The organism is Rhizobium mesosinicum, assembly GCF_019511345.1.
Classification (GTDB): Bacteria; Pseudomonadota; Alphaproteobacteria; order Rhizobiales; family Rhizobiaceae; genus Rhizobium; species Rhizobium mesosinicum.
Genome location: NZ_JAEUAK010000005.1, coordinates 126,338 through 148,587, shown reverse-complemented (window position 1 = coordinate 148,587; position 22,250 = coordinate 126,338). Strand labels below are relative to the sequence as shown.

Sequence of the window (22,250 nt, the reverse complement as noted above, 5' to 3'; positions counted from 1 at the left end):
CGGTGTTGTTTATTTGCCTATGCGGGCAAGCTGCGTCGTCACATAATCCTCCGTCAGCGCGATCGAGGCTTTGATGTCGATCGGTGCCGATTTCAGACTTTGCCGGATATAGAGCCCGTCGATCATCGCGGCCGCGCCCTCGGCGATGCGTTCTGCGGCATCGTCAGGGCAAAGCGCCTTGAGCGCCGCAAGCAGGTTGGAGCGCAGGCGTCGCGCGTAGATGACGAGGAAACGCCGTGTCTCCTCGGACCGCTGTGCGTCGGCATAGAAGGCAAGCCAGGCGGCAATCGTCTGCGGCGCGAACTGGTCGGCGTTAAAGCTGACGCGGATGATGGCCGAGACCCGCTCCCGCGGTGTCGCCGCTTGCCCCAGTGCCGCCACAGCGTCGTCGCGCAACTGGCGTAAAAGGAAACGAACCGTCTCGATCAGCAGCTGTTCCTTGCTGCCAAAATAGTGGTGCGCAAGAGCTGGCGAGACCCCGGCCCGGCGGGCGATATCGGACATGGTGACGGTCAGCGAACCGTGATCGCCGATCACCCGCAGTGCTGCATCAACAAGCGCCTTGCGGCGCACCGGTTCCATTCCGACCTTCGGCAAGTTCAATTCTCCCGAGAATGCATTGAGCGTATTTTTGATTGACTGATCAATCAACAAAAATCTTTCGCTGCATTGATCCGGATCACCTCTTTTCGCGAGAAATTGCTGCAGCATATCTCCAGCAATCAGGAGGTGCGCCAATGGCCAATATTTACGACGGAATGCCCGAATCCCCGTTGCGGTCGAAATGGGTATGGTTCGTCGGTCTCGGCGTGCTGCTTCTCATCTGCGGCCTCATCGCTCTCAGTAACCTGTTGATGGCGACCGTGGCTTCGGTCTTTTATGTCGGTATGCTGATGCTGGCAGGCGGAGTTATCTATTTGATCCACGCCTTCCAGGTGCGCGGCTGGGATCATGTGCTCTTCTGGGCGTTGAGCGGTGTGCTTTATGTGCTCGCTGGCATCTGCGCCTTCATTAATCCCATCCTCACCTCGGCTGCCTTGACCCTGTTTCTGGCCATCGCGTTGCTCATTGCCGGTGTCTTCCGCGTCTTCGTCGGCAGGCGTATGCGACCGCTCAAAGGTTGGGGCTGGATCGTCGCAAGCGGTGTCATCACCGCCCTTGCAGGCTTCGTGATTGCACTCGGCTGGCCGGTCAACAGCCTCTGGATTCTCGGCCTCTTCCTGGCGGTTGATCTCATCATTCAGGGCTGGACAATGCTCGCCTTCGGCCTAGGTATCCGGTCTTGAACTGTGGAGAGCGCGCCGGATGGTCTGATCAGGCGGTTTCTTTTTTGACAAGAAGATGACTGGGTACTAAAATTCCGCGATTGAAGGCCGGCTCCGCAGAAGGGCCGCCTCCTGTGCTGAGGCACTTCGGCATTGGCGCATGTCGCCTTGAGAAGCCGAAAATGGACCCCCGAGGCAGTCTCTGCCGAAATAGAATGGGAGGAGAATTCCATGCCGATGGTCACCGTTTCCATCTCACCGCTCCAGGCAGCCGGCATTCGCGATGCTGTCGATCAAGGGGGATATGCGTCGAGCAGCGAAGTCGTGCGCGAGGCACTGCGCCTGTGGGATACGGCCCGCAAACTGGGCGAATATCGCGGCGAAGTCCCGGCCGATGAAAGCGCACCCAGCGGTGGTAGATGCGTCGCCGATATGTTCGCCGATCATGAAGCCGAGCATCGCCGTTCGGCCTGATAAGCTGTTGATTGCAAAATAGAAATCTAATAAGCGCTCGGCGTGCATGAGCGCTTGCGCGTTCATAAAAGTTTCACACTAACGAAAGGGTTCGTTGACCCTTCTGTTCCATTGTCCGGCCGAAAAAGAAAAGGTCACAGTGGAGATTGGCATGTCTTTGGCTGCCAGCGTCGAACCGGGTGTCGTGCGTCGTTACGCCAGCGATCAAATCGTCCCCCTCGCCAAACTCGTCATCGAAAATGCGTTTCAGCCGATCGTCGAAGCCGGCACCGGCACGGTCTTCGGTTACGAATCCCTCATGCGTGGACAGGAGCGCATCGGTTTCGAAACGCCGATCGAAATCCTCGACGAAGCCCACGAGCACGGGCAGCTCCTGCAACTCGAGCAGATGGTTGCCAACCGCGCGCTCGCAAAATTCGCCACGTTGTCGAACTTCGCGACCGCAACGCTGTTTCTCAATCTCGACGTTCGCCTCATCCCACATGGCAATCGTCTGATCGAGAGCCTGCTGCTGCAGCTGAAAACGGCGAACATCCCGCCATCCTCCGTCTGCTTCGAATTTTCCGAACGTTTCGACAATACCAGCGTCCCCGAATTCGCCGAACTCGTTTCGCGTCTGCGCCAGGCGGGTTTCAAGCTGGCGATCGACGATTTCGGGGTCGGCCACGGCGAAATGAAACTGCTCTGCGATTATTCCGTCGATTACCTGAAGATCGACCGCCATTTCGTTGAGGATATCGATCGCAGCCCGCGCAAGCGCCACCTGCTGAAGAGCATCGTCAACATGGCCCATGTGCTCGGCACGCGCGTGATCGCCGAGGGCATCGAGACGGAAGCCGAATTCATCGTCTGCCGCGATTATGGCGTGGATCTCGTGCAAGGTTGGTTCATCTCGCGTCCGTCGACGCATCTCTCCGAACTCGTGCCTGCCTTCCCGCATCTGCAGGAACTCGGCAAGAACAAGGGCAACAGCCAGTCGCTCGACGAGATCCTCATCCGCAAGCAGATCGAAATGCTGCCGACCGTCTATGAGAGCGATGGCATCGATATGGTCTTCGAACTCTTCCGCCGCAATCCGCGCCAGGCCTATTTCCCTGTTCTCAATGCCAATGGCGAGCCGCGCGGCATCATCCACGAGCATCACCTCAAGGAATATATCTACCAGCCCTTCGGTCGCGACCTTCTGAAGAACAAGGACTACGAGCGCACCATCTCGCATTTCGTCGAGCGTGCGCCGATCGTCGGCCTCGACAGCGATGCTGATCAGCTCATGGTGATCTTCGCCAATATGGAAGGCAGCAACTGCCTGATCCTCACCGACAACATGCGCTATGCCGGCGTCGTCTCCGCCGCCTCGCTGATCAAGGTCATCAACGAGAAGCAGCTGAAGACGGCGCAGGATCAGAATCCGCTGACCGGCTTGCCGGGCAATCGCGCCATCCGCGACTTCATGCGCCATTCCGGCCGCGACGGCGACGACGTGCGCCATTTCTGCTATTGCGACTTCGATAACTTCAAGCCCTTCAACGATGCTTACGGCTTCCATCTCGGCGACCATGCGATCTCGCTCTTTGCCGCGCTGATGCGCCGTTACTTCTTTGCCGAGCGCCACTTTCTCGGCCATGTCGGCGGCGATGACTTCTTCATCGGTGTCGTTGGCTGGACGAAGGAGGAACTGACGGAAATCCTCGATCGTCTCATCAGCGATTTCCACGACGATGTGCTTGATCTCTATTCGGATGAGGACCGCGCCGCCGGCCGGATCCACGGGCACGATCGCGCCGGCGCGGAGGCCTTCTTCCCGCTGATGCGCTGCTCGATCGGTGTTCTCGAACTGCCAGAAGGTCTCGTCATCGACGATATCAATCGTGTCAGCGCCGAGATCGCCCTCGTAAAGTCTGCCGCCAAGGAAAATGAAGACGGCCTCGTATTTCATGCGTTAGGCGAGGCGAATTGACGCCTCTGTTACTTCCGGCCTTCCCAAGCCCCAGACCCTGATTTATTCCAGTGCTTCGGAACAGGGAGAGCCGGGCCATGTCTTTGCCGTCGCAAATGCGCTTTATCGATCTGCCGTCTTTCGGTGGGCCGGAGGCGATGGTCGTTGCAAGCGGACCAGTGCCGGTACCCGGTGAAGGCCAGATCCTCGTCCGTACTGAAGCGGTAGGCATCAATCGTCCCGATATTTCCCAGCGGCAGGGCAGCTATCCGCCGCCAGGGGATGCAAGCCCCATTCTCGGCCTGGAACTCGCCGGTGAGGTGGTCGCGATCGGTCCCGGCGTGACCGATTATTCGCAGGGCGACAAGGTCTGCGGCCTCGCTAATGGCGGCGCCTATGCAGAATATTGCCTTCTGCCGGCCGGTCAGGCGCTGCCTTTCCCCAAGGGCTACGATGCAGTGAAGGCGGCGGCCCTTCCGGAGACTTTCTTTACCGTCTGGGCAAACCTCTTCCAGATGGCCGGCCTCACAGAAGGCGAGAAAGTGCTGATCCATGGCGGCTCCAGCGGCATCGGCACGACCGCCATTCAGCTCGCCAAGGCTTTCGGCGCCGAGGTCTATGCGACCGCCGGCTCCAAGGAGAAGTGCGAGGCCTGTGAGAAGCTCGGCGCTGCGAGGGCCATCAACTACCGGGAAGAGGATTTCGCCGCCGTCATCAGGCAAGAGACCGGCCAGGGCGTCGATATCGTCCTCGACATGATCGGCGCAGCCTATTTCGAAAAGAACATCGCCTCCTTGGCGAAGGACGGCTGCCTGTCCATCATCGCCTTCCTGCAGGGCGCGGTTGCCGAAAAGGTCAACCTGGCGCCGATCATGGTCAAGCGTCTGACGGTAACCGGCTCCACCATGCGCCCGCGCACGGCAGAGGAGAAGCGGGCGATCCGCGATGATCTTCTCTCCGAGGTCTGGCCGCTCCTGGAAGCCGGCACGGTCGCACCCGTCATCTACGAGACCTTTGCATTCGAGGATGTAGCGGCCGCTCATCGACTGATGGAGAGCAGCAACCATATCGGCAAGATCATGCTGAAGCTCGGTTGAGAGACAACGCCGCGCCGATGGCAATCAGCCCTGGTAATGCCATGATCAGATAGAGCCAGCCTGCAGCTGAAAGCGCCCCTGCAACGCCTCCCGGCTCGACGAGTCCCGCGCCATTGGCGATGACGCCGGCAAAGGCCGCGCCGAAGGCGCTGCCGAGCGAACTCATCGTCGGGATTGCCGCCGACGCTTTGTCCTGTTCGCTGTCGATTACCAGCTTCAGAACCTTGGCGACGAGATGCGCCCAGCCGAGGCCAACCCCGAACCCCATCATGAACATGGCAACCGCCGCCGGTCCAAGGACCGCGAGATGGGCTTCGCGGTTTTCGCGAGCGAGAAAGATGGCGAGTGCGGCTGTCGCCACGGCCTCTGTCGCGCAGCCTGCAATAATTGCCGCGTCGGCTTTCCGGCCGGAGAAGGACCCGCTGAGGAAAGCCGCTATCGTCCAGCCGAGCGCGACCAGCGCCACCAGATAGCCTGAGACCAGCGGCGTCACCCCATGCAGGACCTGCAGGAAATAGGGAATGAAAATATCGCTGACGAGGACGAAGGTGAGGCCGAGCATTGTGAGGTACACCCGCGCGATCGGCTGACAGAAGGTCACAGCGCCCGCTGGTAGCAGCCGGTTGGTCCTCCGCCTTTCCAGGACGAGCATCGCACCGACGGCAGCGACGGAAACGGCGATCAGTGTGATTTTTGCGCTCATCGCCTCCAAAGTGCCGGCAATGCTGACGAGCAGCACTGCCGATAGCAGCAGGCTGATCTGCAGGACCGGCGTCTCGGTTTCCTCGCGGTCATCCTCGGCCTCCGGCAGCAGCCGTGGCGCCAGAACCGCCATCAGCACGCCGAACGGAACGAGCACGGCAAAGGCATAGCGCCAGGCGCCGTCATGCGCGAAAAAGCCGCCGAGCGTCGGCCCGATGACGGTCGATATACCCCAAATCGCCGCGTATAGGGTCGATGCCTTGGACCAGAGCGGCTCGGGATAGACAAAGCGGATGAAGGCGTAGCCGAGGGCGGCAAGCGCACCCGTTCCGAAACCTTGCACCGTTCGGCCGAGCAGAACGACCGGCATGGATGGGGCGATGGTACAAAGCAAGCTGCCGATGGCGAAAACCACTGCAGCCATGACATAAACGTTGCGCAGGCTGAAAGCCTTTGGTCGTGTCGCGATAAAGATCGAACCGAGCAGGGCGGCAGCGATATAAAGTGTCGTTACCCAGGAAAACAATGCCAGCCCACCAATATCGCGGACGATACTCGGCGCAATCGTTGCTGTAATGTAGCTTTCTACGGCATAAAGCGTCACGCCGCCGGCAAGCATCAACGTTCCCGGCAGCAGCGAGGGAGAAAAGAGCTGGAAGACGGAATTTGAAGAAGCTGGTGATTCCAAGGCGGTCTCGGACATGACTAATCCTTGCTTTTTTCCCAATTCGTTATTATTTTCCAAGCTGTGAATTGGAAAATTGCACAATCTTGGGATTAAAACAAGAGATAGCTTGGAAATATGCGCCAGTCTCCGGTCAATCGCATTCTGATCCTGTTGAAGACCGAGGGACCGCAACTCGCCGCTGCGGTCGGGGATGCGCTCGGCGTATCAGGCGAGGCCGCCCGCCAGCAGCTTGCCAAGATGGCTGAAGAGGGGCTTGTGGAGCCCGTGACAGTCGCAGCCAAGGGGAGGGGACGGCCCCGGCAACTCTGGCACCTGACGGCCGAGGGTAACGCGCGTTTCCCAGATGCCCATGCCGAACTGACGGCAGCGCTTTTGACCACCATGGTCGAACAGCTTGGCCAAGCCGCACTCAATACCGTCATCACTGCTCGCGAAAATCAAACATTGCAGCGCTATCGTGACGAACTCGCAGACAGGTCGGATCTGGCCGCCCGCGTCGAAGGGCTGGCCGCCATCCGAACCCGTGAGGGCTACATGGCGGATAGCTGGCGGGAGGACGATGGATCGTTGATATTGGTCGAAAACCATTGCCCGATCTGTGCCGCGGCGACGGCGTGCGCCGGCTTCTGCCGATCCGAGCTCGAAACCTTCCGCAGCGTACTCGCTGCCAATGTCGAACGATGCGAACACATATTGCTAGGCGCGCGGCGTTGCGCTTATCGAGTTACCCCGCTTTAGCAATTCCCGAAAAGTGTCATACGGTTTTCGATGAGGAACTGGGTAGAGACCAAGGTCCAGGCCGGCTGGCACGCCAGGCTGCCGTTTCGAGATGAAGCAGGATGACGATCGTGACAATGCCGACAGCGGCACCGGCGCAAATGCCATTGGCTTTCGGAGAGCGAGAGGCTATGCCTGCAGTTTCCCTGCCCACAATCCGGATTCTTGCTCATGTCCAATCCCGTCCTCGTCGAAGTCACCAGGGGCTCGCTCGTCGAAAGCCGCCACAGCGGTTCGATTGCGGTCGTGGATGGCGATGGCCGTGTCGCCTTTTCGCTCGGCGAAATTGAGGCGAATGTCTTCCCGCGCTCGGCCTGCAAAGCCATGCAGGGATTGCCATTGATTGAAAGCGGTGCGGCGGATGCCTATGGCTTCGGTGATAAGGAGCTTGCGCTCGCCTGTTCCTCGCATAGCGGCGAGGACGAACATGTGGCGCTTGCCGCTTCCATGCTGTCCCGGGCCGGCCGCGATATGGAAGCGTTGGAATGCGGCGCGCATTGGTCTTCGGACCAGAAGACGCTGATCCATCAGGCCCGCACGCTGGAGAGGCCGACGGCGCTTCACAACAATTGCTCCGGCAAACATGCCGGCTTCATCTGCGCCTGCTGTCATCAGGGCATCGATGCCAAGGGTTACGTAGGCTACGACCATCCTCTTCAGCAGCAGATCCGCGACACTATGGGAAGCCTGACGGGTGCGGTACTCGGACATGATAATTGCGGCACCGACGGCTGCTCTATTCCGACCTATGCCGTGCCGCTGAAAGCACTTGCGCATGGCTTTGCGAAAATGGCGACTGGCAACGGCCTCGGCCGCGAGCGTGCGAAAGCTTCGCGCCGGCTCGTCGAAGCCTGCATGGCAGAGCCTTTCTATGTTGCCGGCACAGGCCGCGCCTGCACGGTGCTGATGCAGATCGCCCCCGGCCGGATCTTCTGCAAGACGGGTGCGGAAGGCGTCTTCTGCGCCGCGATACCAGAACAGGGCATTGCGATTGCGCTGAAATGTGATGACGGCACCACCCGCGCCGCCGAAGCCATGGTTGCTGCCACGCTTGCCCGCTTCTTCGAGAAGGGCGGGAAGGAAGAGGTTGCGCTGACGGCGATGGCGAATAAATCAATGCGCAACTGGAACGGCATTCATGTCGGCGATATCAGGGTAACCGAGGCCTTCGCCTGATCGCTGCCCTAATCATGCATTTGCCACCGGGCCTTGTTCCTTCGCTGCGCCGAACGCAGGTCAAGCTGCGGCAATTGCGACATTGAGCTCGGCGTAAGGCTGAAGCCGTTCAGCCGGCGTTTCTGCAGGTACGATCAACCCCGCCACGTCGCTTACGGCAAGCACCGTGCACGGTGAAACGAGATCGAATTTCTCCGCCGTCAGCAGCACATGCGTCTCCGCCGAACGCTGGGCGATATGCCGCTTGATCGCGGCCTCCTCGAAATCCCCAGTCGAAAATCCGTGTACGGGATGAGCGGCCGTCACGCCGAGGAAGAAGAGATCCGGCCGCAGGGCCGAGATCGCCGCCATCGCGACGGCACCGGTCGCCACCATGGAATGCTTGTAGAGCCTGCCACCGCAGAGGATCACTTCGGCCGTCGGGTGGTGCTCCAGCTCGGCGGCAATCGTTGGACTGTGGGTCGCAATAGTGAAGGCAATGTCGCGCGGTAAGTGACGAACGATTTCCGCCGTGGTCGTGCCGCCGTCGAGAAACACCATCTGTCCGGCCTTCACCATCTCAGCCGCCCTCGCGCCGAGCCGCGCCTTGACACCAGAAGCGACGTCGCGGCGGGCCGTGAAGTCGGGCAAGTCAGGGGCAATGGGCAAGGCCCCTCCATGCACGCGCTTGAGCAGCCCTTCTGCGGCCATCTCCCGGAGATCGCGGCGGATCGTATCCTCCGACAATTCGAAGTCCTCCGCGACCCGCTTGGCGATGACCTGCCCATCGCGCCGCAGGATGTCGAGGATGAGGGTCTTGCGTTGGCTGGTCAGCATGGATGCCCCTGCACGAAAATCTATGAATGTCATGAATATGCACGAATTGACTCGACATTCAAGAAATATCGTGCATTTTCGTGAAGTCCGTGCATGAGGCCGGGAGTTGATGGAGACACCAATGTTGATTTTGATTGCCGGTCCGTACCGGTCCGGAACGGGCGATGACCCGGCAAAGATGGCTGCCAACCTCAAGCGCCTGGAGGAGCCGTCTCATGCGCTCTTCAAGGCAGGCCATGTGCCGATGATTGGCGAATGGGTGGCGCTGCCCATCTGGCATGCCGCCGGCGGCAAGTCGGTGGGTGACGACCTCTATGAGGAAATCTTCCACCCCGTCGCCGGCCGACTGCTGCAGCTCTGCGAAGGCGTGCTGCGCCTGCCGGGCGACTCCAAGGGCGCCGACAACGACGTGCGCATCGCCGAGGAGCGCGGTATTCCGGTCTGGTACCGGCTGGAGGACGTGCCGGGTTGCGCTTGAGGCTCTGCCCGTTCTTCCGGTCTGAGAGGGAATACGCCACGCTGTCTTTCTCTGGCCCCGAAACTCACGCTATAAGGCTCTCCGAAAGGGGAGTCTCACCATGCTCACACTTTATTTCGCACCGGGAACCTGCGCGCTTGCAAGCCTGATTACACTGGAGGATTCCGGTCTTTCCTTCGATACGAAAAAGATCAGTATGCGGGAGAACGAGCAGCGTTCGGAAGCCTATCTGAAGATCAATCCGAAGGGCCGCGTTCCCGCGCTTGCAACCGATCGCGGCGTGCTGACGGAGACGACGGCGATCCTTGCCTATATCGCCCAGGTGGCGCCGGCCGCCAGGCTCGCTCCGCTGGACGACCCCTTCGAGTTTGCCCGGCTCCAGGCTTTCAACGGGTATATCTCTTCCACTGTGCATGTGAACCACGCCCACCGCCCGCGCGGTTCCCGCTGGGCCGATGATGAAGCCGCGCTGGAATCCATGAGGGCCAAGGTGCCGCAGACCATGGGCGAAAGCTTTGAGCTGATCGAGGCAACCATGTTCAAGGGGCCATGGGTGATGGGTGACAGCTATACGGTCGCCGATCCCTATCTCTTCGTCATCACCGGCTGGCTGCCATCCGATGGTGTGGATCCCGCGCGCTTCCCCAAGATCAGCGAGCATCATGCCCGAATGTTGGAGCGCCCTGCGGTTCAGCGAGCGCTGGCACGCGAAAAAGTTTGAGCGCGGTAGGCGGACATCAGCTTCTTCGGCGCCCGGTACGTCCAGGCGTCGATCAGCCGCTGCTTGAGCTCATCGTCGCCGATGGCGGTGATCCGAAGCGGCAGGTGCGGCCAGCCGGCATAATGGTTCGTCTGAAAATAGATGTCAGGCGCCATCGCCAGCAAGTGTTCCTTGTGATCGATCGGGATCGAGAACACCACCGTTTCGTCGTTCTTGACCGCGACGAAGCTCTTGCCCCCGACCTTCAGCGCCGGGTTGCCATAGGATGTGCTTTCCTCGATGCCGGGCAGCCCGGCCTCCTTTGCCAGCCGCTTCAGTCGCGCTAGAACGCCTTCCACGCCTTCGGTCATGTCGTCTGCCCGATTGTCCCCGCAAAAATCTATCACGTCTTCAGCTATACCTTCCAGGTTGGCTTTGTCTCGCCAACCGGCCGCTTGCGCAGACGTCCTCCCAAGCCCTTCATTTCCGATCGCTCGATTCAGCCTCCAGCGCTGGATCAATGAACTTTAACGGGAACATTTTGAATTCTTCGGAGTTGGACTTGCGCTCGACGCAGGGGGAAATCATGTCCAACTCACGAATCTTGATGACGCTCATTGCTGGATCTCTCTCCGCAGGGGTCGTTATTTTTGCGGTCGGAGCGTTTTCCGATCCGCTGCCTCCGGACACGACATATCGGCCGCTGCCGACAATGCCGTTCTCCCAGGCGCGTCAAATCGACGAGGCGCAGAAGCCCGAGGTCATGAAGCGCCAGCGCGATCTTCTCGAAAGGCGCTACGACCTTTCAGATAAGCCGATGGCAGGCGTGATGATGTCCGGCGGACTGAAGCCGGTTCAGGACGGCGTTCGCGTGAAACTCGCGCCTGGCACGAGCTGGGCTGACCTTGCGGCGATGAAGCCGCTCGAGATCAGGGACAAAAACCTTCTGCCTGAAGGCTTCCTGCCCCTGCCTCACGTCAAACAAGCGACTGGCGGCCAGGTGTTTCCAAACCGGCAGATAGACGAGATCCACGCGCAGGAGATGCGCGATCTTCGTCGTTTCGACGTCGATTTCGATCTGCCCGACAATCTGACGCCGGAATTCCCTCCGCCGATCTTCCTGACGACCCATCCGGAGCTCGGTGACGTGTCCCGAGGGCAGCTCCTCACCATCAAGAATTTCTACGAGATCATGAACGGGATCGTCACGCCGGTGCAGATGGAAGGATTGCGCCTGCTGCTGACGCCGTTTCCGCAGGAGGAGTTCAACCAGACGGAAGACCGGAAGGTGGCTGATCAGAGCACCGGCGTCGCCTGTCTCGACTGTCATTCGAATTTTCACACCAACGCTGCCTTTCATCTGACGCCGGATGTAAGGCCGCAGGCAGACCGCTTCCGTCTCGATACGACCAGCATCAGAGGTCTGTTCAACCAGCAGATCCACGGATCGAAGCGCTCCTTGCGGTCCGTTGAAGACTTCAGCGAATTTGAACAGCGGACGGCCTACTTTAACGGCGACCACGTCAGCGCCACCCGCAAAGGCCCGAACCTGCCGGATAGGACGAACCAGGTCGCGATGATGGCGCAGATGCAAAACATCATCGACTTTCCCCCGGCGCCCAAGCTCGATCCGTTCAACCGGCTTGATCCTTCACTTGCCACGCCGCAGGAGTTGGCAGGCGAAAAGATCTTTATGGGCAAGGGGCGTTGTGCCGAATGTCATGTGCCGCAGACGGAGTTCATGGACAACAACATGCACGACCTGAAGCTCGAGCGCTTCTATAGGGTCGGCCAAGTCTTCAACGACTTCGTCACACTCCCCGATGGCCCGATCAAGACCTTCACGCTGCGCGGCATCAAAGACTCGCCGCCATACCTGCACGACGGCCGTCTGATGACGCTTGCCGACACCGTCGAGTTCTTCAACCTCGTTCTCGGCACCAAGCTGGAGGAGCAGGAGAAGAAGGACCTCGTCGCTTACATGCTAACGCTATAGGAGGCGGCGATGAAAATCCGCACTGCAATTCTATCCGTCGTACTCTGCGTCACGCCGCTCGCCGCGGCGGCGCAGATGGGCAATCCGGCTGGTATGGGCGTCGACACCCGCATGACGAAGCCAGGGGTCCCTGCGCCGCACCAGACCAACAACCAGGACAGGCTGTTCGCCCAGCTCGCGATAGCGGGCGGCATCGCTGAAGTCGATTTTGGAAAACTGGCCGGTGAAAAAGCGAAGGCGGACGCCGTACAGCGCTTCGCCGAGATCATGGTCCGGGATCATTCTGATGCCAACGCCAAGCTGAAGGACCTGGCTGACGCAGCGAAAATTCCTATCCCCGACCAGCTCGACGCGGAGCACTCGATCGTGCGCGACCGGCTTCAGAAGCTGAATGGCGACGATTTTGATGCCGCCTACGTCAAGTCCCAGATTGTCGACCATCAGAAAACCGCGCAACTGCTTTCATGGGAGATCTCCATGGGCGAGGATGCGGACATGCAGCGGCTGGCGGCCGCCCTTCTTCCGAAGGTACTTGACCACCTTCGGATGGCGCAGGAACTCAACAACCTCCTGACGGGTGCGGCAATCAGGCTTCCGCCGCAAGAGATGGCAACAAAGAGCGGGCCATAAGCCGTCTGAAGGACATCGTGGCGTTACTTCCCGCCGAGTATCTGTTTTGGAAGAGTGACGGCAACGCGCGTCGACATGCCGGCGATTTCGAGGCGCTTGCAGCCCTTACAATCTCTTTGCCGAACCGTGAGTCATAGCTCAATCCAAACCGATAGATCCTGAGCCTGATTGCGGTTGGGGGCGTCTTGGCGCAGGGATCGGCAAAGGCAGGTCGGCAAGCTCTCGCTGCGACATCGTGGCGATATCGGGATGATCGAGGAGATCTTCATCCTCGTCATATTTGCGTTGAGCGACCTTGGTAGGGGTCGATTGGCTCAAGAAAAACTTCAGCAACGACATCTTGCTCTCGCTTTCCGAGGGTCGTCTTCGGCTCGTGGCGCTGGGACTTAGCTGCGCCCGCCAGTTCATGATAGCTGTACTCCGGACGCCACTCTTGTAATATCAATATTGGCGGCAACCGCGTCGTTTTCAATTGAGATTACCGGTTTGCCGATATAGAAAAGCTATATGAGGAACCTCAACTCCGTGCATCTTAATGGGCTTCGCGCCCTGGAAGCTGTCGGTCGGCTCGGCTCGCTTCAAGCGGCTGCGGATGAGCTTGGCGTTTCCGTCGGTGCCGTCAGCCAGCAGGTCATAAAGGCTGAAGGCCAACTCGGCCGGTTGCTCTTCGAGCGCACACCGAAGGGCATGTTGATAACCGAAGCCGGCACGCCTGTTCTTGCCGCGCTGAACGAAGGTTTCGTCAGGCTTTCTGAAGCCGTCGCGATGGCGCAACGCAAGGACGAATGCATCCTGACCATTTCGGTGGCGCCTGTTCTCGCCGCCCGCTGGTTGGTCTGCCGGCTGGACCGTTTCATGGAGCGTCACCCGGAAATCAACCTGCGTCTCGATGCGACCACCAAGCTCGTCAATCTGGCCGCCTCCGACATCGATGTCGCGATCCGTGTCGGCAAAGGCCATTGGCCGGGCGTCAAGGTCGAGCATCTCCTGGAACAGGAGGTGTTTCCGGTCTGCTCTCCCGACATGGCCGCAAAGCTGAGGGAGCCGGCCGATATCGTGAAGCTCCCTGCCGTCATCGATGCCCATGCCATGTTCACATGGGATGTCTGGATGAGAGCCGCCGGCCTCTCAGGACCGCCGCCAACCGTGCGCCACGTGTTCAACGACGCCTCGCTCTGCCTCGATGCAGCGATTGCCGGGCAGGGCGTCATGCTCGCCTGGCAGACGCTCGCGGGCTTTTCGCTGCAGGAGGGCCGGCTGGTCGCACCTTTCGGTATCCGCGCCAGTACCGGCGATGGCTATTACTTCGTCACCGCCGAAGGCAGCCGCGAACCGAAGAAGGTGCGCGACTTCAAGGCATGGATCCGCGAGGAAATGGCTGAAACGGCCGCGATCTTCGGCTGACCGTCAGACGTCCACCGGCTCCAGTGAGCGCTTCCGCTGCATTTCCAGATAGGCCGGGCGCCACTGGCAGCGCTTGATCCAGGCATCGATGTTCGGATGCGCCGCAAACAGCGCCGTTTCGCTCTGGGCGTAGCGCAGCACCTCCGCGATATTGAGGTCAACGACTGTGAAGCGTCCGCCGACGATCCAGTCCTTGCCGTCGAGATGCTTTTCGAGGACTGCAAGCGGACGCTTCATGCTACGGCAGGCGACATCGATCACCGCGCGGCCCGCTTCGGTGTTCTCCTTGCCGTCATCATAGGTCGAGACGATCTTGCCCGTGTTGCCATCGAGCTCGGAAACTGCCCAGACCGTCCACATCGTCATCAAACCGTCTTCCTCGACGGTTTTGCCGCCGAGCTCTCCGCCATATTTGCGCGCGAGATAGAGATTGATCGCCAGAGACTCGTTCAGTACGAGATCGCCATCCTTGATCGCTGGAATCAGCGCCATTGGATTGATGGCGAGAAATTCCGGCGAGAGCGTATTGACGGGCGCTTCCGGAGACAGCGGATTGGCAAGCCGCCTGGCCTGCAGTACCGGCACGGAATGGAATTCGATCCCCAATTCCTCGACCATCCAGTAAACGCGCGCGGAGCGCGAACGGTAGACCCCGTAGATTGTCAGCATGACAGTCCCCTTCCTTGCTGCGCCGACCCTAAGGGCAATGCGATCGTGAAGAAAGCATCTGCGAATGATATGTCGATGAAAGCTTTTGATAGCGCTCAGGAAGTCCGGTTTCGTTCGACTGTCAGCTGCTTGTAGCGGGAGCTGTCGTCGGCAAGCTCGTCCGACACCTGCTTCTCCCACTCGAACCCCAGCACAGCGCCCTTGCCGATCTCCTGAAAGATATTGTCGGTGATGACGGCCGAACCGGCGCCTTCGGCAACCGAGACCGCGCAACCGACCGGCGACTTGCGCACAACATTGCCGTTGACGACGACATTGCGAAGATAGGGTCCCCAGCCGATCTGCAACCCCCAGCGCGGCGCATCCTCGATGACGTTGCCTGACACAAACGTATCGGCCTCCGCCGCGATGCCGATGCCGAAGCCGACCTCGTGTTTGTAGGGTCCCTTGAGCGACAGGTTGCGGATGACATTGCCCGTCACGCTGGCCAGTCGGCCGCCCTGGTCGAAATTGGCAATCGATATGCCGTTTGCCGCCCCGTCGATCACATTGCCCGAGACAATGGCGCCGACGAATTCGAACTCCACATAGATCGCCGTCTCGCCGGAGCGCCGGCACTGGTTGTTGTTGATCAGGATGTTGGAGCCGGAATTGGCTCGGATCGCAGTGAAGGCGCAATCGGAGATCTGGTTATTTGTCACCGTCACGTCATCGGCGCGAAAGATATTGATGCCGTTGCCGTTTTCGCCGGTGCCGCCATCATTTGCACGGATATTGGAAACACGGTTGCCGGAAACGATTGTGCCATCCTCGGCCTTCTTCCAGCGATGCACGAGAATGCCGCCATTGCCGCAATCGGAAACCACATTGTCCGTGATCGAAAGACCCGCCGATTCCACAGCATAGATGCCGGACTGACCGGCCCCCGAGATCTTGCTGCGCTCTATACGCCCGCCGCAACGCTCGAGCTGCAGCGCATGCTTCCGGCTGCCGACGATCTCGCAATTGTCGATCAACACCTCACCGACGCCGGTGAACTGGATGAGGCCGCCGGCATAGTCTGCAAGCGACCGGTTCGATCCGTCGATGACGAGGTTGGAAAGTTCGATGTGGCCGGCATTCTCTGCCGCAAAGAGGTGACCTTCGCCGGTATAGACGATCCGTGTTGCACCCGGCGCGCCTGTGATGCGCGTATTGTCCGGCAGCGTTAGGTTGGAGATGCGGTAGGTTCCTGGCGGCAGGAAGACCGGGACGTTCTCGCGCGCCGCTTTTTCGATCATCTGCTGCAGGTTACGGTTCGTCTGTCCGCCGCTTTCGGGAATGGCGCGATACTGCACCGCATCGATTGCACCACGCAGGTCAGACTGGTTCGCACTGAGCGGAGCAGCAAAAGCGCGCGGCGCCAGCATGGCCGCTGCGGTGGCCCCCGCCATGCCAAGTATATCCCGTCGGGAGACTTCTGTGAAATCCTTCTTCATAGCGGTGCCCATGCAGGATTCATGCCAGCAGAAATGTCTCTTTTTGACGCATATCTGCAGGGGGAGAATAACCATCGGTCGAGTAGCAAACGCAACCTTTTCAATATTGTCGTCTTGTTCACCTTTCCATTTAAGCACCCCGAAGGAAATGCCCGTTATTTTAGAAAAGCGGTTTCAATTATGACTATTGTGGGCAGCTGCGGTTACCGGGAGAACAGCGTCATGAATGGAATGGGTGCCCGGCGTTGGGAATCTGGTGACAGCTTCAGTGCCGAGACACGACGTATCGTAGCTGCCACCGAGGCAATGATGGCGGCGACCGCCCATCACCTTTCCGAAGGCATAGAAAACCTCCGCCTCAAGGCGATCGTCCACGAGCTTCCCGATTTTCTTTACGTCAAGGACCGCGACAGCCGCTTCGTCTTCGCCAATGCCGTCGTGGCGCGCAGCCACGGGTTGGAGAACGCCGCCGAGATCGCCGGCAAACGCGACTTCGATATGTTCGATTTTGAAACGGCCCGCAGGTATTTCGATATCGAGCAGGACATCATGTCGAGCGGCGAGCCCCGCATCGACATGGAAGAACTCGTGCCCCTGCCCGGTGGCGGCACCGTATGTCGCTTGACCTCCAAGATACCGTTGCGCAACGATAACGGCGAGGTGGTTGGCCTGATCGGCGTGTCCCGTGACATCACGGAGCGCAAGCGACAGGAGGAGCTCTATCGCGGTCAGGCGAACCTACTGGAAATGATTGCCCGCAACGAACCGCTGCCGATGATTCTTGAGGCGCTGGTGCTGATGATCGAACGGCAGATGACCGGTATTTCCGGCTCCGTGCTGCTGCTCGACAGCGAGGGAACGCGGCTCTACCACGGCGCGGCTCCCAATCTGCCCGGCGCCTACAGCCGAATGATCGATGGCGTTGCCATCGGCCCGAAGGTGGGCTCTTGTGGCACGGCAGCCTGGCGTGGCGAAACCACCATCGTTGCGGACATCATGGCCGATCCGCTCTGGGAGGACTTTCGGGCGATGGTCAGCCAGTTCGGCTTCCGCTCCTGCTGGTCCACGCCGATCTGCACCTCGCAAAAAAATGTGCTCGGCACCTTCGCGCTTTATTCGAAGGAGCCGCGGCGCCCGACCGAACACGAGATGACGCTGGTGGCGCTCGCCACCCATATCGCCGGCATCGCCATCGAGCGTAAGCGCGTCGACGACCGCATCCATTTCATGGCCCATCACGACGATCTGACAGGCCTGCCGAACCGCGCTTTCCTGAAGGAGCGCATGGCCAAGATCCTCGACCAGGCCCGCCGCAACAATCGCAAGGTCACCGTCGCCTATATCGATCTCGACAATTTCAAGGAAATCAACGACACGAGCGGTCATGCGGCTGGCGACGAGGTGCTGAAGGAGATAGCCGCCCGCATGGCGAACTGCGTGCGCGCCTCAGATATGGTCGTGCGTCTCGGCGGCGATGAATTCCTCGTCGTGCTCGTCCACCAGTCCGGCCATGATGCCGGCATCATGCGGCGCCTGCGCGAGCTGCAGAAGGCGATTTCCAAGCCGGTCCGCTCCGAGGCGGGGGAAATCGCTGTCACATCCAGCATCGGCATCGCCGCCTTCCCATGGGATGGCGCCACACCGGAGGAATTGCTCACCAATGCCGACCGCGCCATGTACCGTGCCAAGCAGCTTGGGCGGAATACGTTGCAATATCACGACGGCGTCGTGAGCAATTCCGTCGACCTGCCGCTCAGCGAGCAGGAAGAGTTGCGCCAGGCGATCGTTTCCAACCAGCTTTTCCTGCTCTATCAGCCGCAGGTCGATGTCGCGACCGGCCGCATTGCCGGTCTCGAAGCTCTGGTACGCTGGAACCATCCGACGAAGGGCATAGTACCGCCCGTCAAGTTCATTCCGCTTGCCGAAGAGACTGGTCTCATCGTGCCGCTCGGTCTCTGGGTGCTGAATGAGGCCTGTCGTCAGGCTCGCGCCTGGCAGGACATGGGCCTGACGCCGCTGACCATTGCTGTCAATGTTTCGCCCAAGCAATTTGCCGATCCGGATTTCGCCTGTCACGTCGCCGAGGCGATCGACAGCCACCGGCTGAGTGCGCACTGGCTCGAGCTGGAGGTGACCGAGAGCGTTATCATGCAGGATGCTGCCCGCGCGCTGTCTATGATGCTGTCGCTGCGTGCTCTCGGCGTGCGCCTGTCGATCGATGATTTCGGTTCCGGCTATTCCTCGCTTGCGGCGCTGAAGACCTTCCCCTTCGACCGGCTGAAGATGGACCGCTCGCTGGTCGAGGCTCTGCCTGCGGACAAGACCGCCGTCGCCATTGCCTTGGCCGTCATTTCGCTCGCCCAGACGCTCAAACTCTCGGTGCTCGCCGAAGGCGTGGAAACCGATGCGCAACTGGAGTTCCTGCGTCATGCCGGATGCGAAGAGGCGCAGGGCTATCGCTTCTCCAAGCCTGTCGCACCGGAAGAAATCGGCGTCATGCTGCTGGCGCGAGGCGCCTGATCTCTCACCAGATCGGCGGTTGTCTCGATCTCGTTCGTCCATATGCCGCCGGAATAATTGGCGGGCAGTTGCGCGAAGCGTTCGGCATTGTCGATACCCGTCGAAAAACCGCCGCCATGATAGGGGCCGATGACGAAGACCTGGGTATTGGCGTCCTGCATCCGGTTGAGGAACCTGTCCGGCCAGCCCCACAGCCACGGCCCATAATTGATCGGAACCAGCATCATCGCATTCTTGCAATCATCAGGCAGAATGCCCGTCCAGCCGTAGCCGATATAGCCGGTGAGGCAGCCCATCAGGCTGGCGCGTGAAGCGGTGTGGATATCGGGCGCCAATTGCCGGAGCCTGCCGATCGGCTCGTTGCCGCCATAAACGATGATCCTGGCGCGCCGTTCGGCAGGCAGGCCATTCAGCACGGCCGCGAGTTTTTCGCCCTCCAAGAGGTCGCGGCTTTTGACATTGATGAGCAGATGTTTGTCCGGGAAGGTGGAAAGCACCTCGTGAAGGGCGGGCATCAGACCGACGCCTTTGCCGCGGAACGGGAAACTCTTGCCGCCATCGGCCGTATAGCCGTAACCGATATCGAGTGTCTTCATGTCGGCCATGGAATGTTCGCGCGTGACGCCATGACCGTTCGTGCGGCAATCGAGCGTCCAGTCGTGGAAGACGGCGAATTGCCCGTCCGTCGTCGGATGCACGTCGATCTCCACAACGTCGGCGCCGGCATCGAATCCCGCCTGCATGGAGCGGATGGTATTTTCCAGATAGTCATGTTTCGGCGGCAGCATCCGCGCGGCAGTGCAGGTGTCGTTCTTGAGATCCGTTTCGTCGAAGCGCTGGGCGATGCCGCGATGCGCCAGAAGCAATGGCTTGCCCTCGCGATGTTCGGCCAACAGACTGGTGTTGTTGAGATAAACTGCGGCGGCAAAGATAAGAACCGCCACGCCGGCATATTTGAGCTTCCGTCCCATCATCCCCTCCGATCCTGCCTCGGCAAATGGCTAGAAAGCGATTCCGGTGGTTCTTGGGCTCATTTAGGGTTTTTGTGGGGAAAGGCTCGCCTTCACGTTGCAGAAACCCTATGTTGACCCCGCAAAACAGGAAGGTAGCGATGGCGGCGATTGCACTTTTTCATTCGGTCTACGGATTTCGATCCCTTGAGCGCGACGCTGCGGAGCGCCTGCGGGCGACCGGCCATCAGGTGATCACGCCCGATCTCTATGAGGGCAGGGTAGGGCGCACCCTCGAAGAAGGCTTCGCCTTCAAGAAAGAGATTGGCTGGGCCGAACTTTGCAGGCGCGCTGAAAAAGCGGTCGCCGGCCTGCCGGCGTCAGCCGTCCTCGGCGGCTTCTCCATGGGCGCAGGCGTAGCCGCAAGCCTCTGGCCGGGCCGACCGCAAGCGGCCGGCATTCTCTTGCTGCACGGTATCGCAGAAATTCCTGCCAATGCGCGCGAAGGCATTCCCCTTCAGCTCAATCTGGCAGAGCCCGACGAGTTTGCGCCGGCGGACGAGGTGGCTCCGTGGCGCGCGCATGCCGCAAGAGCCAATATCGCTCTTGAGGTCTTCCTCTATCCCGGCGTCGGTCATCTCTATACAGATCCGTCGCTGCCTGATTATGATGCAAAGGCGGCGGAAGCCACCTGGAGCCGCGTCGACGCTTTCCTTGCCGCGCTCTGAACTCGTCAGGGACCGTTCACCAGCTTCAGGATGAGCTGCTGGATGTTGCCGCCCTCGCTCATTTCCACGCGGTCGAAATCCCGGCCGCGTTGGCGCTGCTTGTTGGACAGCTCGCCGAGCCGCACCGTCAGTTCCGGCCTGATCTTCTTGCAGCCGGGGTCATCAGGTACGGAGAAACCGTTGCTCAGCGTCTCGATCTCCTTGACCATCTCGATGATCGTCTCGCCGTGCCAGCGTTCATGGGTACGCACGCCGGCGATGAAGCTCTCCCAGCTTGCCTTGGTTGCCGCCGGAAGGTCGGCCGGCGCTTTCGGCAACGTGTAGATGATGATGAGCTTCGGCTTCGCGTAGGTAAGGGTGCAGGCGCTGCCCCGCTGTTCATATTTGCGCGTCCAGGTCAGCTTGAAAGTCGTATGCGCGATCACCCGTCCTGGCCCAGCCTGCGGCCCGTGTTCGCCGATGGACCGGTAAAGTTCCATGCCGGTGCGGCCGGTGATTGCATAGGCCTTCACTTCTTCGCTCGGCTGCCAGTCGGTCGCCGAGGCCACGGCAGGCAGCATCAGCCCGAGCGCCAGTAGTCCAAATCCGAAAACCGTCCGCATGCGCCTCAATCGCTTCCCTGTTGCAGCGCGGGCGAAGCTAGCGAGACTGACGGGTTGATGCAACGAAGGAAAAGGCGGCACGCGCCATCCCTCTGGCGCAAAACACATTTCCCACTATCTTTGCTGTCATGAGACCAGACGCGCTGCTCTATCCTGCCCCTGAAGGGCTCTATTGCCCGGAAGGCGGCTTCTATGTCGATCCGGTGCGGCCGGTGGAGCGGGCGCTTATCACCCACGGCCATTCCGACCATGCCCGTCCAGGCCATGTGAATGTGCTCGCCACCGCCCAGACGCTCGACATCATGCGCATCCGCTACGGCGATGGTTTCTGTGCCAGCGAACAGCCGGTCGCATTCGGTGAAGAATTGGTGGTCAATGGCGTCAGGGTGAATTTCCATCCCGCCGGCCATGTGCTCGGGTCGGCGCAGATCGCCATCGAGAAGAACGGCATACGCATCGTCGTATCAGGCGATTACAAGCGCCGCCCCGATCCGACCTGCGAAGCCTATGTGCCGGTGCCATGCGATGTCTTCATCACTGAGGCGACCTTCGGCCTGCCGGTCTTCCACCATCCCGATCCGATCGACGAGACCGGCAAGCTTCTCGCCTCACTCCGCCAGTTTCCCGAACGCACGCATCTCGTCGGCGCCTATGCGCTCGGCAAGGCGCAGCGCGTCATCCGCCTGCTGCGTGATGCGGGTTATCGCGAGCCGATCTATATCCACGGCGCCATGGAACGGCTCTGCGATTATTATGTGAGCCAAGGCATCGATCTCGGCGAACTGTTGCCGGCAACCATCGAAAGTCGCGACAAGTCTTTCTTCAAGGGTGCCGTCGTCATCGGCCCGTCCTCAGCCTTCGCCGACCGCTGGGCGCGCCGCTTCAACGACCCGCTGCCGTCCTTCGCCTCCGGCTGGATGATGGTGCGCCAGCGCGCCAAGCAGCTCGGCGTTGAACTGCCGCTCGTCATTTCGGACCATTGCGATTGGCCGGAACTGACCGAGACGATCACCGAACTTGCCCCGCAGGAGGTCTGGGTCACCCACGGCCGCGAGGAGGCTCTGGTGCGCTGGTGCGAGCTGCAGGGCATCAAGGCCAAGCCGCTGCATCTTGTCGGCTATGAGGATGAGGGGGATTGAGGATGGCGAGATGCTCAGTGCGTCA

The 22,250-nt window shown here is 60.3% G+C and carries 22 protein-coding genes and 1 pseudogene; 14 read left to right on the top strand and 9 right to left on the bottom strand.

Features of this window, described 5'->3' with window-relative positions; genetic code table 11:
* Window positions 1-9: 9 nt before the first annotated feature.
* Complete coding sequence (gene betI / locus JNB85_RS15230) at window positions 10-597, bottom strand: transcriptional regulator BetI (RefSeq protein ID WP_220335170.1); 588 nt, start codon at window positions 595-597, stop codon at window positions 10-12.
* Window positions 598-737: 140 nt separating this feature from the next.
* Here betI and JNB85_RS15225 point away from each other — a divergent pair, with 140 nt between their 5' ends.
* The 4 genes from JNB85_RS15225 to JNB85_RS15210 all read left to right on the top strand — a co-directional run bounded on the left by JNB85_RS15225 (window position 738) and on the right by JNB85_RS15210 (window position 4,772).
* The gene (locus JNB85_RS15225; RefSeq protein WP_220335168.1) at window positions 738-1,286 is read left to right on the top strand and encodes an HdeD family acid-resistance protein; all 549 of its coding nucleotides are present in this window, start codon (window positions 738-740) and stop codon (window positions 1,284-1,286) included.
* Between the two features lie 210 nt (window positions 1,287-1,496).
* On the top strand, window positions 1,497-1,739 hold the full coding sequence (locus tag JNB85_RS15220; protein WP_220335167.1) for a ribbon-helix-helix domain-containing protein: 243 nt from the start codon (window positions 1,497-1,499) through the stop codon (window positions 1,737-1,739).
* 151 nt (window positions 1,740-1,890) lie between these two features.
* A complete protein-coding gene (locus JNB85_RS15215) occupies window positions 1,891-3,696 on the top strand; it encodes a bifunctional diguanylate cyclase/phosphodiesterase (protein WP_222858680.1) in 1,806 nt (601 codons plus the stop codon).
* Between the two features lie 77 nt (window positions 3,697-3,773).
* On the top strand, window positions 3,774-4,772 hold the full coding sequence (locus JNB85_RS15210; RefSeq protein WP_220335165.1) for an NAD(P)H-quinone oxidoreductase: 999 nt from the start codon (window positions 3,774-3,776) through the stop codon (window positions 4,770-4,772).
* Here JNB85_RS15210 and JNB85_RS15205 read toward each other — a convergent pair.
* Window positions 4,753-6,177, bottom strand: a complete 1,425-nt coding sequence (locus JNB85_RS15205; protein WP_220335163.1) for an MFS transporter — start codon at window positions 6,175-6,177, stop codon at window positions 4,753-4,755. The two genes, JNB85_RS15210 and JNB85_RS15205, sit on opposite strands and share 20 nt — an antisense overlap.
* A 99-nt stretch (window positions 6,178-6,276) precedes the next feature.
* Here JNB85_RS15205 and JNB85_RS15200 point away from each other — a divergent pair, with 99 nt between their 5' ends.
* Together JNB85_RS15200 and JNB85_RS15195 are read left to right on the top strand one after the other, a co-directional pair.
* A complete protein-coding gene (locus JNB85_RS15200; RefSeq protein ID WP_220335162.1) occupies window positions 6,277-6,900 on the top strand; it encodes a helix-turn-helix transcriptional regulator in 624 nt (207 codons plus the stop codon).
* Window positions 6,901-7,110: 210 nt separating this feature from the next.
* Entirely contained in the window at window positions 7,111-8,115 is a 1,005-nt protein-coding gene (locus JNB85_RS15195) for an asparaginase (protein ID WP_220335161.1), read from the top strand.
* A gap of 60 nt (window positions 8,116-8,175) precedes the next feature.
* Here the strand turns inward: JNB85_RS15195 and JNB85_RS15190 are convergent, their stop codons facing one another.
* Window positions 8,176-8,931 carry a DeoR/GlpR family DNA-binding transcription regulator gene (locus JNB85_RS15190; protein WP_220335160.1) on the bottom strand — a complete coding sequence of 252 codons (756 nt, stop codon included), beginning with the start codon at window positions 8,929-8,931 and terminating at the stop codon, window positions 8,176-8,178.
* 121 nt (window positions 8,932-9,052) lie between these two features.
* Here JNB85_RS15190 and JNB85_RS15185 point away from each other — a divergent pair, with 121 nt between their 5' ends.
* The gene (locus tag JNB85_RS15185) at window positions 9,053-9,409 is read left to right on the top strand and encodes a DUF4406 domain-containing protein (RefSeq protein ID WP_220335159.1); all 357 of its coding nucleotides are present in this window, start codon (window positions 9,053-9,055) and stop codon (window positions 9,407-9,409) included.
* A 100-nt stretch (window positions 9,410-9,509) separates the two neighbouring features.
* The gene (locus tag JNB85_RS15180; RefSeq protein WP_220335158.1) at window positions 9,510-10,130 is read left to right on the top strand and encodes a glutathione S-transferase family protein; all 621 of its coding nucleotides are present in this window, start codon (window positions 9,510-9,512) and stop codon (window positions 10,128-10,130) included.
* On the opposite strand, the gene JNB85_RS15175 is transcribed toward JNB85_RS15180, so the two are convergent.
* Window positions 10,100-10,480: an MmcQ/YjbR family DNA-binding protein gene (locus tag JNB85_RS15175; RefSeq protein ID WP_220335156.1), complete on the bottom strand. Its 381-nt coding sequence runs from the start codon at window positions 10,478-10,480 to the stop codon at window positions 10,100-10,102. The genes JNB85_RS15180 and JNB85_RS15175 overlap by 31 nt on opposite strands.
* 109 nt (window positions 10,481-10,589) lie before the next feature.
* Window positions 10,590-10,727, bottom strand: a complete 138-nt coding sequence (locus JNB85_RS15170) for a hypothetical protein (protein ID WP_220335509.1) — start codon at window positions 10,725-10,727, stop codon at window positions 10,590-10,592.
* Between JNB85_RS15170 and JNB85_RS15165 the strand changes: the two genes are divergently transcribed.
* From JNB85_RS15165 to JNB85_RS15155, 3 genes are all read left to right on the top strand, one after another.
* Complete coding sequence (locus JNB85_RS15165) at window positions 10,717-12,105, top strand: cytochrome B6 (RefSeq protein ID WP_223216514.1); 1,389 nt, start codon at window positions 10,717-10,719, stop codon at window positions 12,103-12,105. The two genes, JNB85_RS15170 and JNB85_RS15165, sit on opposite strands and share 11 nt — an antisense overlap.
* Window positions 12,106-12,180: 75 nt before the next feature.
* A complete protein-coding gene (locus JNB85_RS15160) occupies window positions 12,181-12,735 on the top strand; it encodes a DUF4142 domain-containing protein (RefSeq protein ID WP_223216513.1) in 555 nt (184 codons plus the stop codon).
* Between the two features lie 507 nt (window positions 12,736-13,242).
* On the top strand, window positions 13,243-14,139 hold the full coding sequence (locus JNB85_RS15155; protein ID WP_220335152.1) for a LysR substrate-binding domain-containing protein: 897 nt from the start codon (window positions 13,243-13,245) through the stop codon (window positions 14,137-14,139).
* Window positions 14,140-14,142: 3 nt separating this feature from the next.
* On the opposite strand, the gene JNB85_RS15150 is transcribed toward JNB85_RS15155, so the two are convergent.
* Window positions 14,143-14,808, bottom strand: coding sequence for a glutathione S-transferase family protein (locus JNB85_RS15150; RefSeq protein WP_220335151.1), 666 nt, complete (start codon window positions 14,806-14,808; stop codon window positions 14,143-14,145).
* Window positions 14,809-14,903: 95 nt separating this feature from the next.
* Window positions 14,904-16,286 (bottom strand): TIGR03808 family TAT-translocated repetitive protein, encoded by a 1,383-nt coding sequence (locus JNB85_RS15145; RefSeq protein ID WP_220335494.1) that lies wholly within the window; start codon window positions 16,284-16,286, stop codon window positions 14,904-14,906.
* Window positions 16,287-16,508: 222 nt separating this feature from the next.
* Here JNB85_RS15145 and JNB85_RS15140 point away from each other — a divergent pair, with 222 nt between their 5' ends.
* Window positions 16,509-18,806 carry a putative bifunctional diguanylate cyclase/phosphodiesterase gene (locus JNB85_RS15140; protein WP_220335150.1) on the top strand — a complete coding sequence of 766 codons (2,298 nt, stop codon included), beginning with the start codon at window positions 16,509-16,511 and terminating at the stop codon, window positions 18,804-18,806.
* 2 nt (window positions 18,807-18,808) lie between these two features.
* On the opposite strand, the pseudogene JNB85_RS15135 reads toward JNB85_RS15140, so the two are convergent.
* Window positions 18,809-19,777, bottom strand: a pseudogene (locus JNB85_RS15135) (glycerophosphodiester phosphodiesterase family protein); the annotation flags it as partial.
* Between the two features lie 110 nt (window positions 19,778-19,887).
* Between JNB85_RS15135 and JNB85_RS15130 the strand changes: the two are divergent.
* Window positions 19,888-20,484, top strand: a complete 597-nt coding sequence (locus tag JNB85_RS15130) for a dienelactone hydrolase family protein (protein ID WP_220335148.1) — start codon at window positions 19,888-19,890, stop codon at window positions 20,482-20,484.
* Window positions 20,485-20,489: 5 nt separating this feature from the next.
* On the opposite strand, the gene JNB85_RS15125 is transcribed toward JNB85_RS15130, so the two are convergent.
* The gene (locus tag JNB85_RS15125) at window positions 20,490-21,086 is read right to left on the bottom strand and encodes a DUF922 domain-containing Zn-dependent protease (RefSeq protein WP_220335146.1); all 597 of its coding nucleotides are present in this window, start codon (window positions 21,084-21,086) and stop codon (window positions 20,490-20,492) included.
* Between the two features lie 128 nt (window positions 21,087-21,214).
* Here JNB85_RS15125 and JNB85_RS15120 point away from each other — a divergent pair, with 128 nt between their 5' ends.
* Entirely contained in the window at window positions 21,215-22,225 is a 1,011-nt protein-coding gene (locus tag JNB85_RS15120) for a ligase-associated DNA damage response exonuclease (RefSeq protein WP_220335144.1), read from the top strand.
* The last annotated feature ends 25 nt before the right edge of the window (window positions 22,226-22,250 follow it).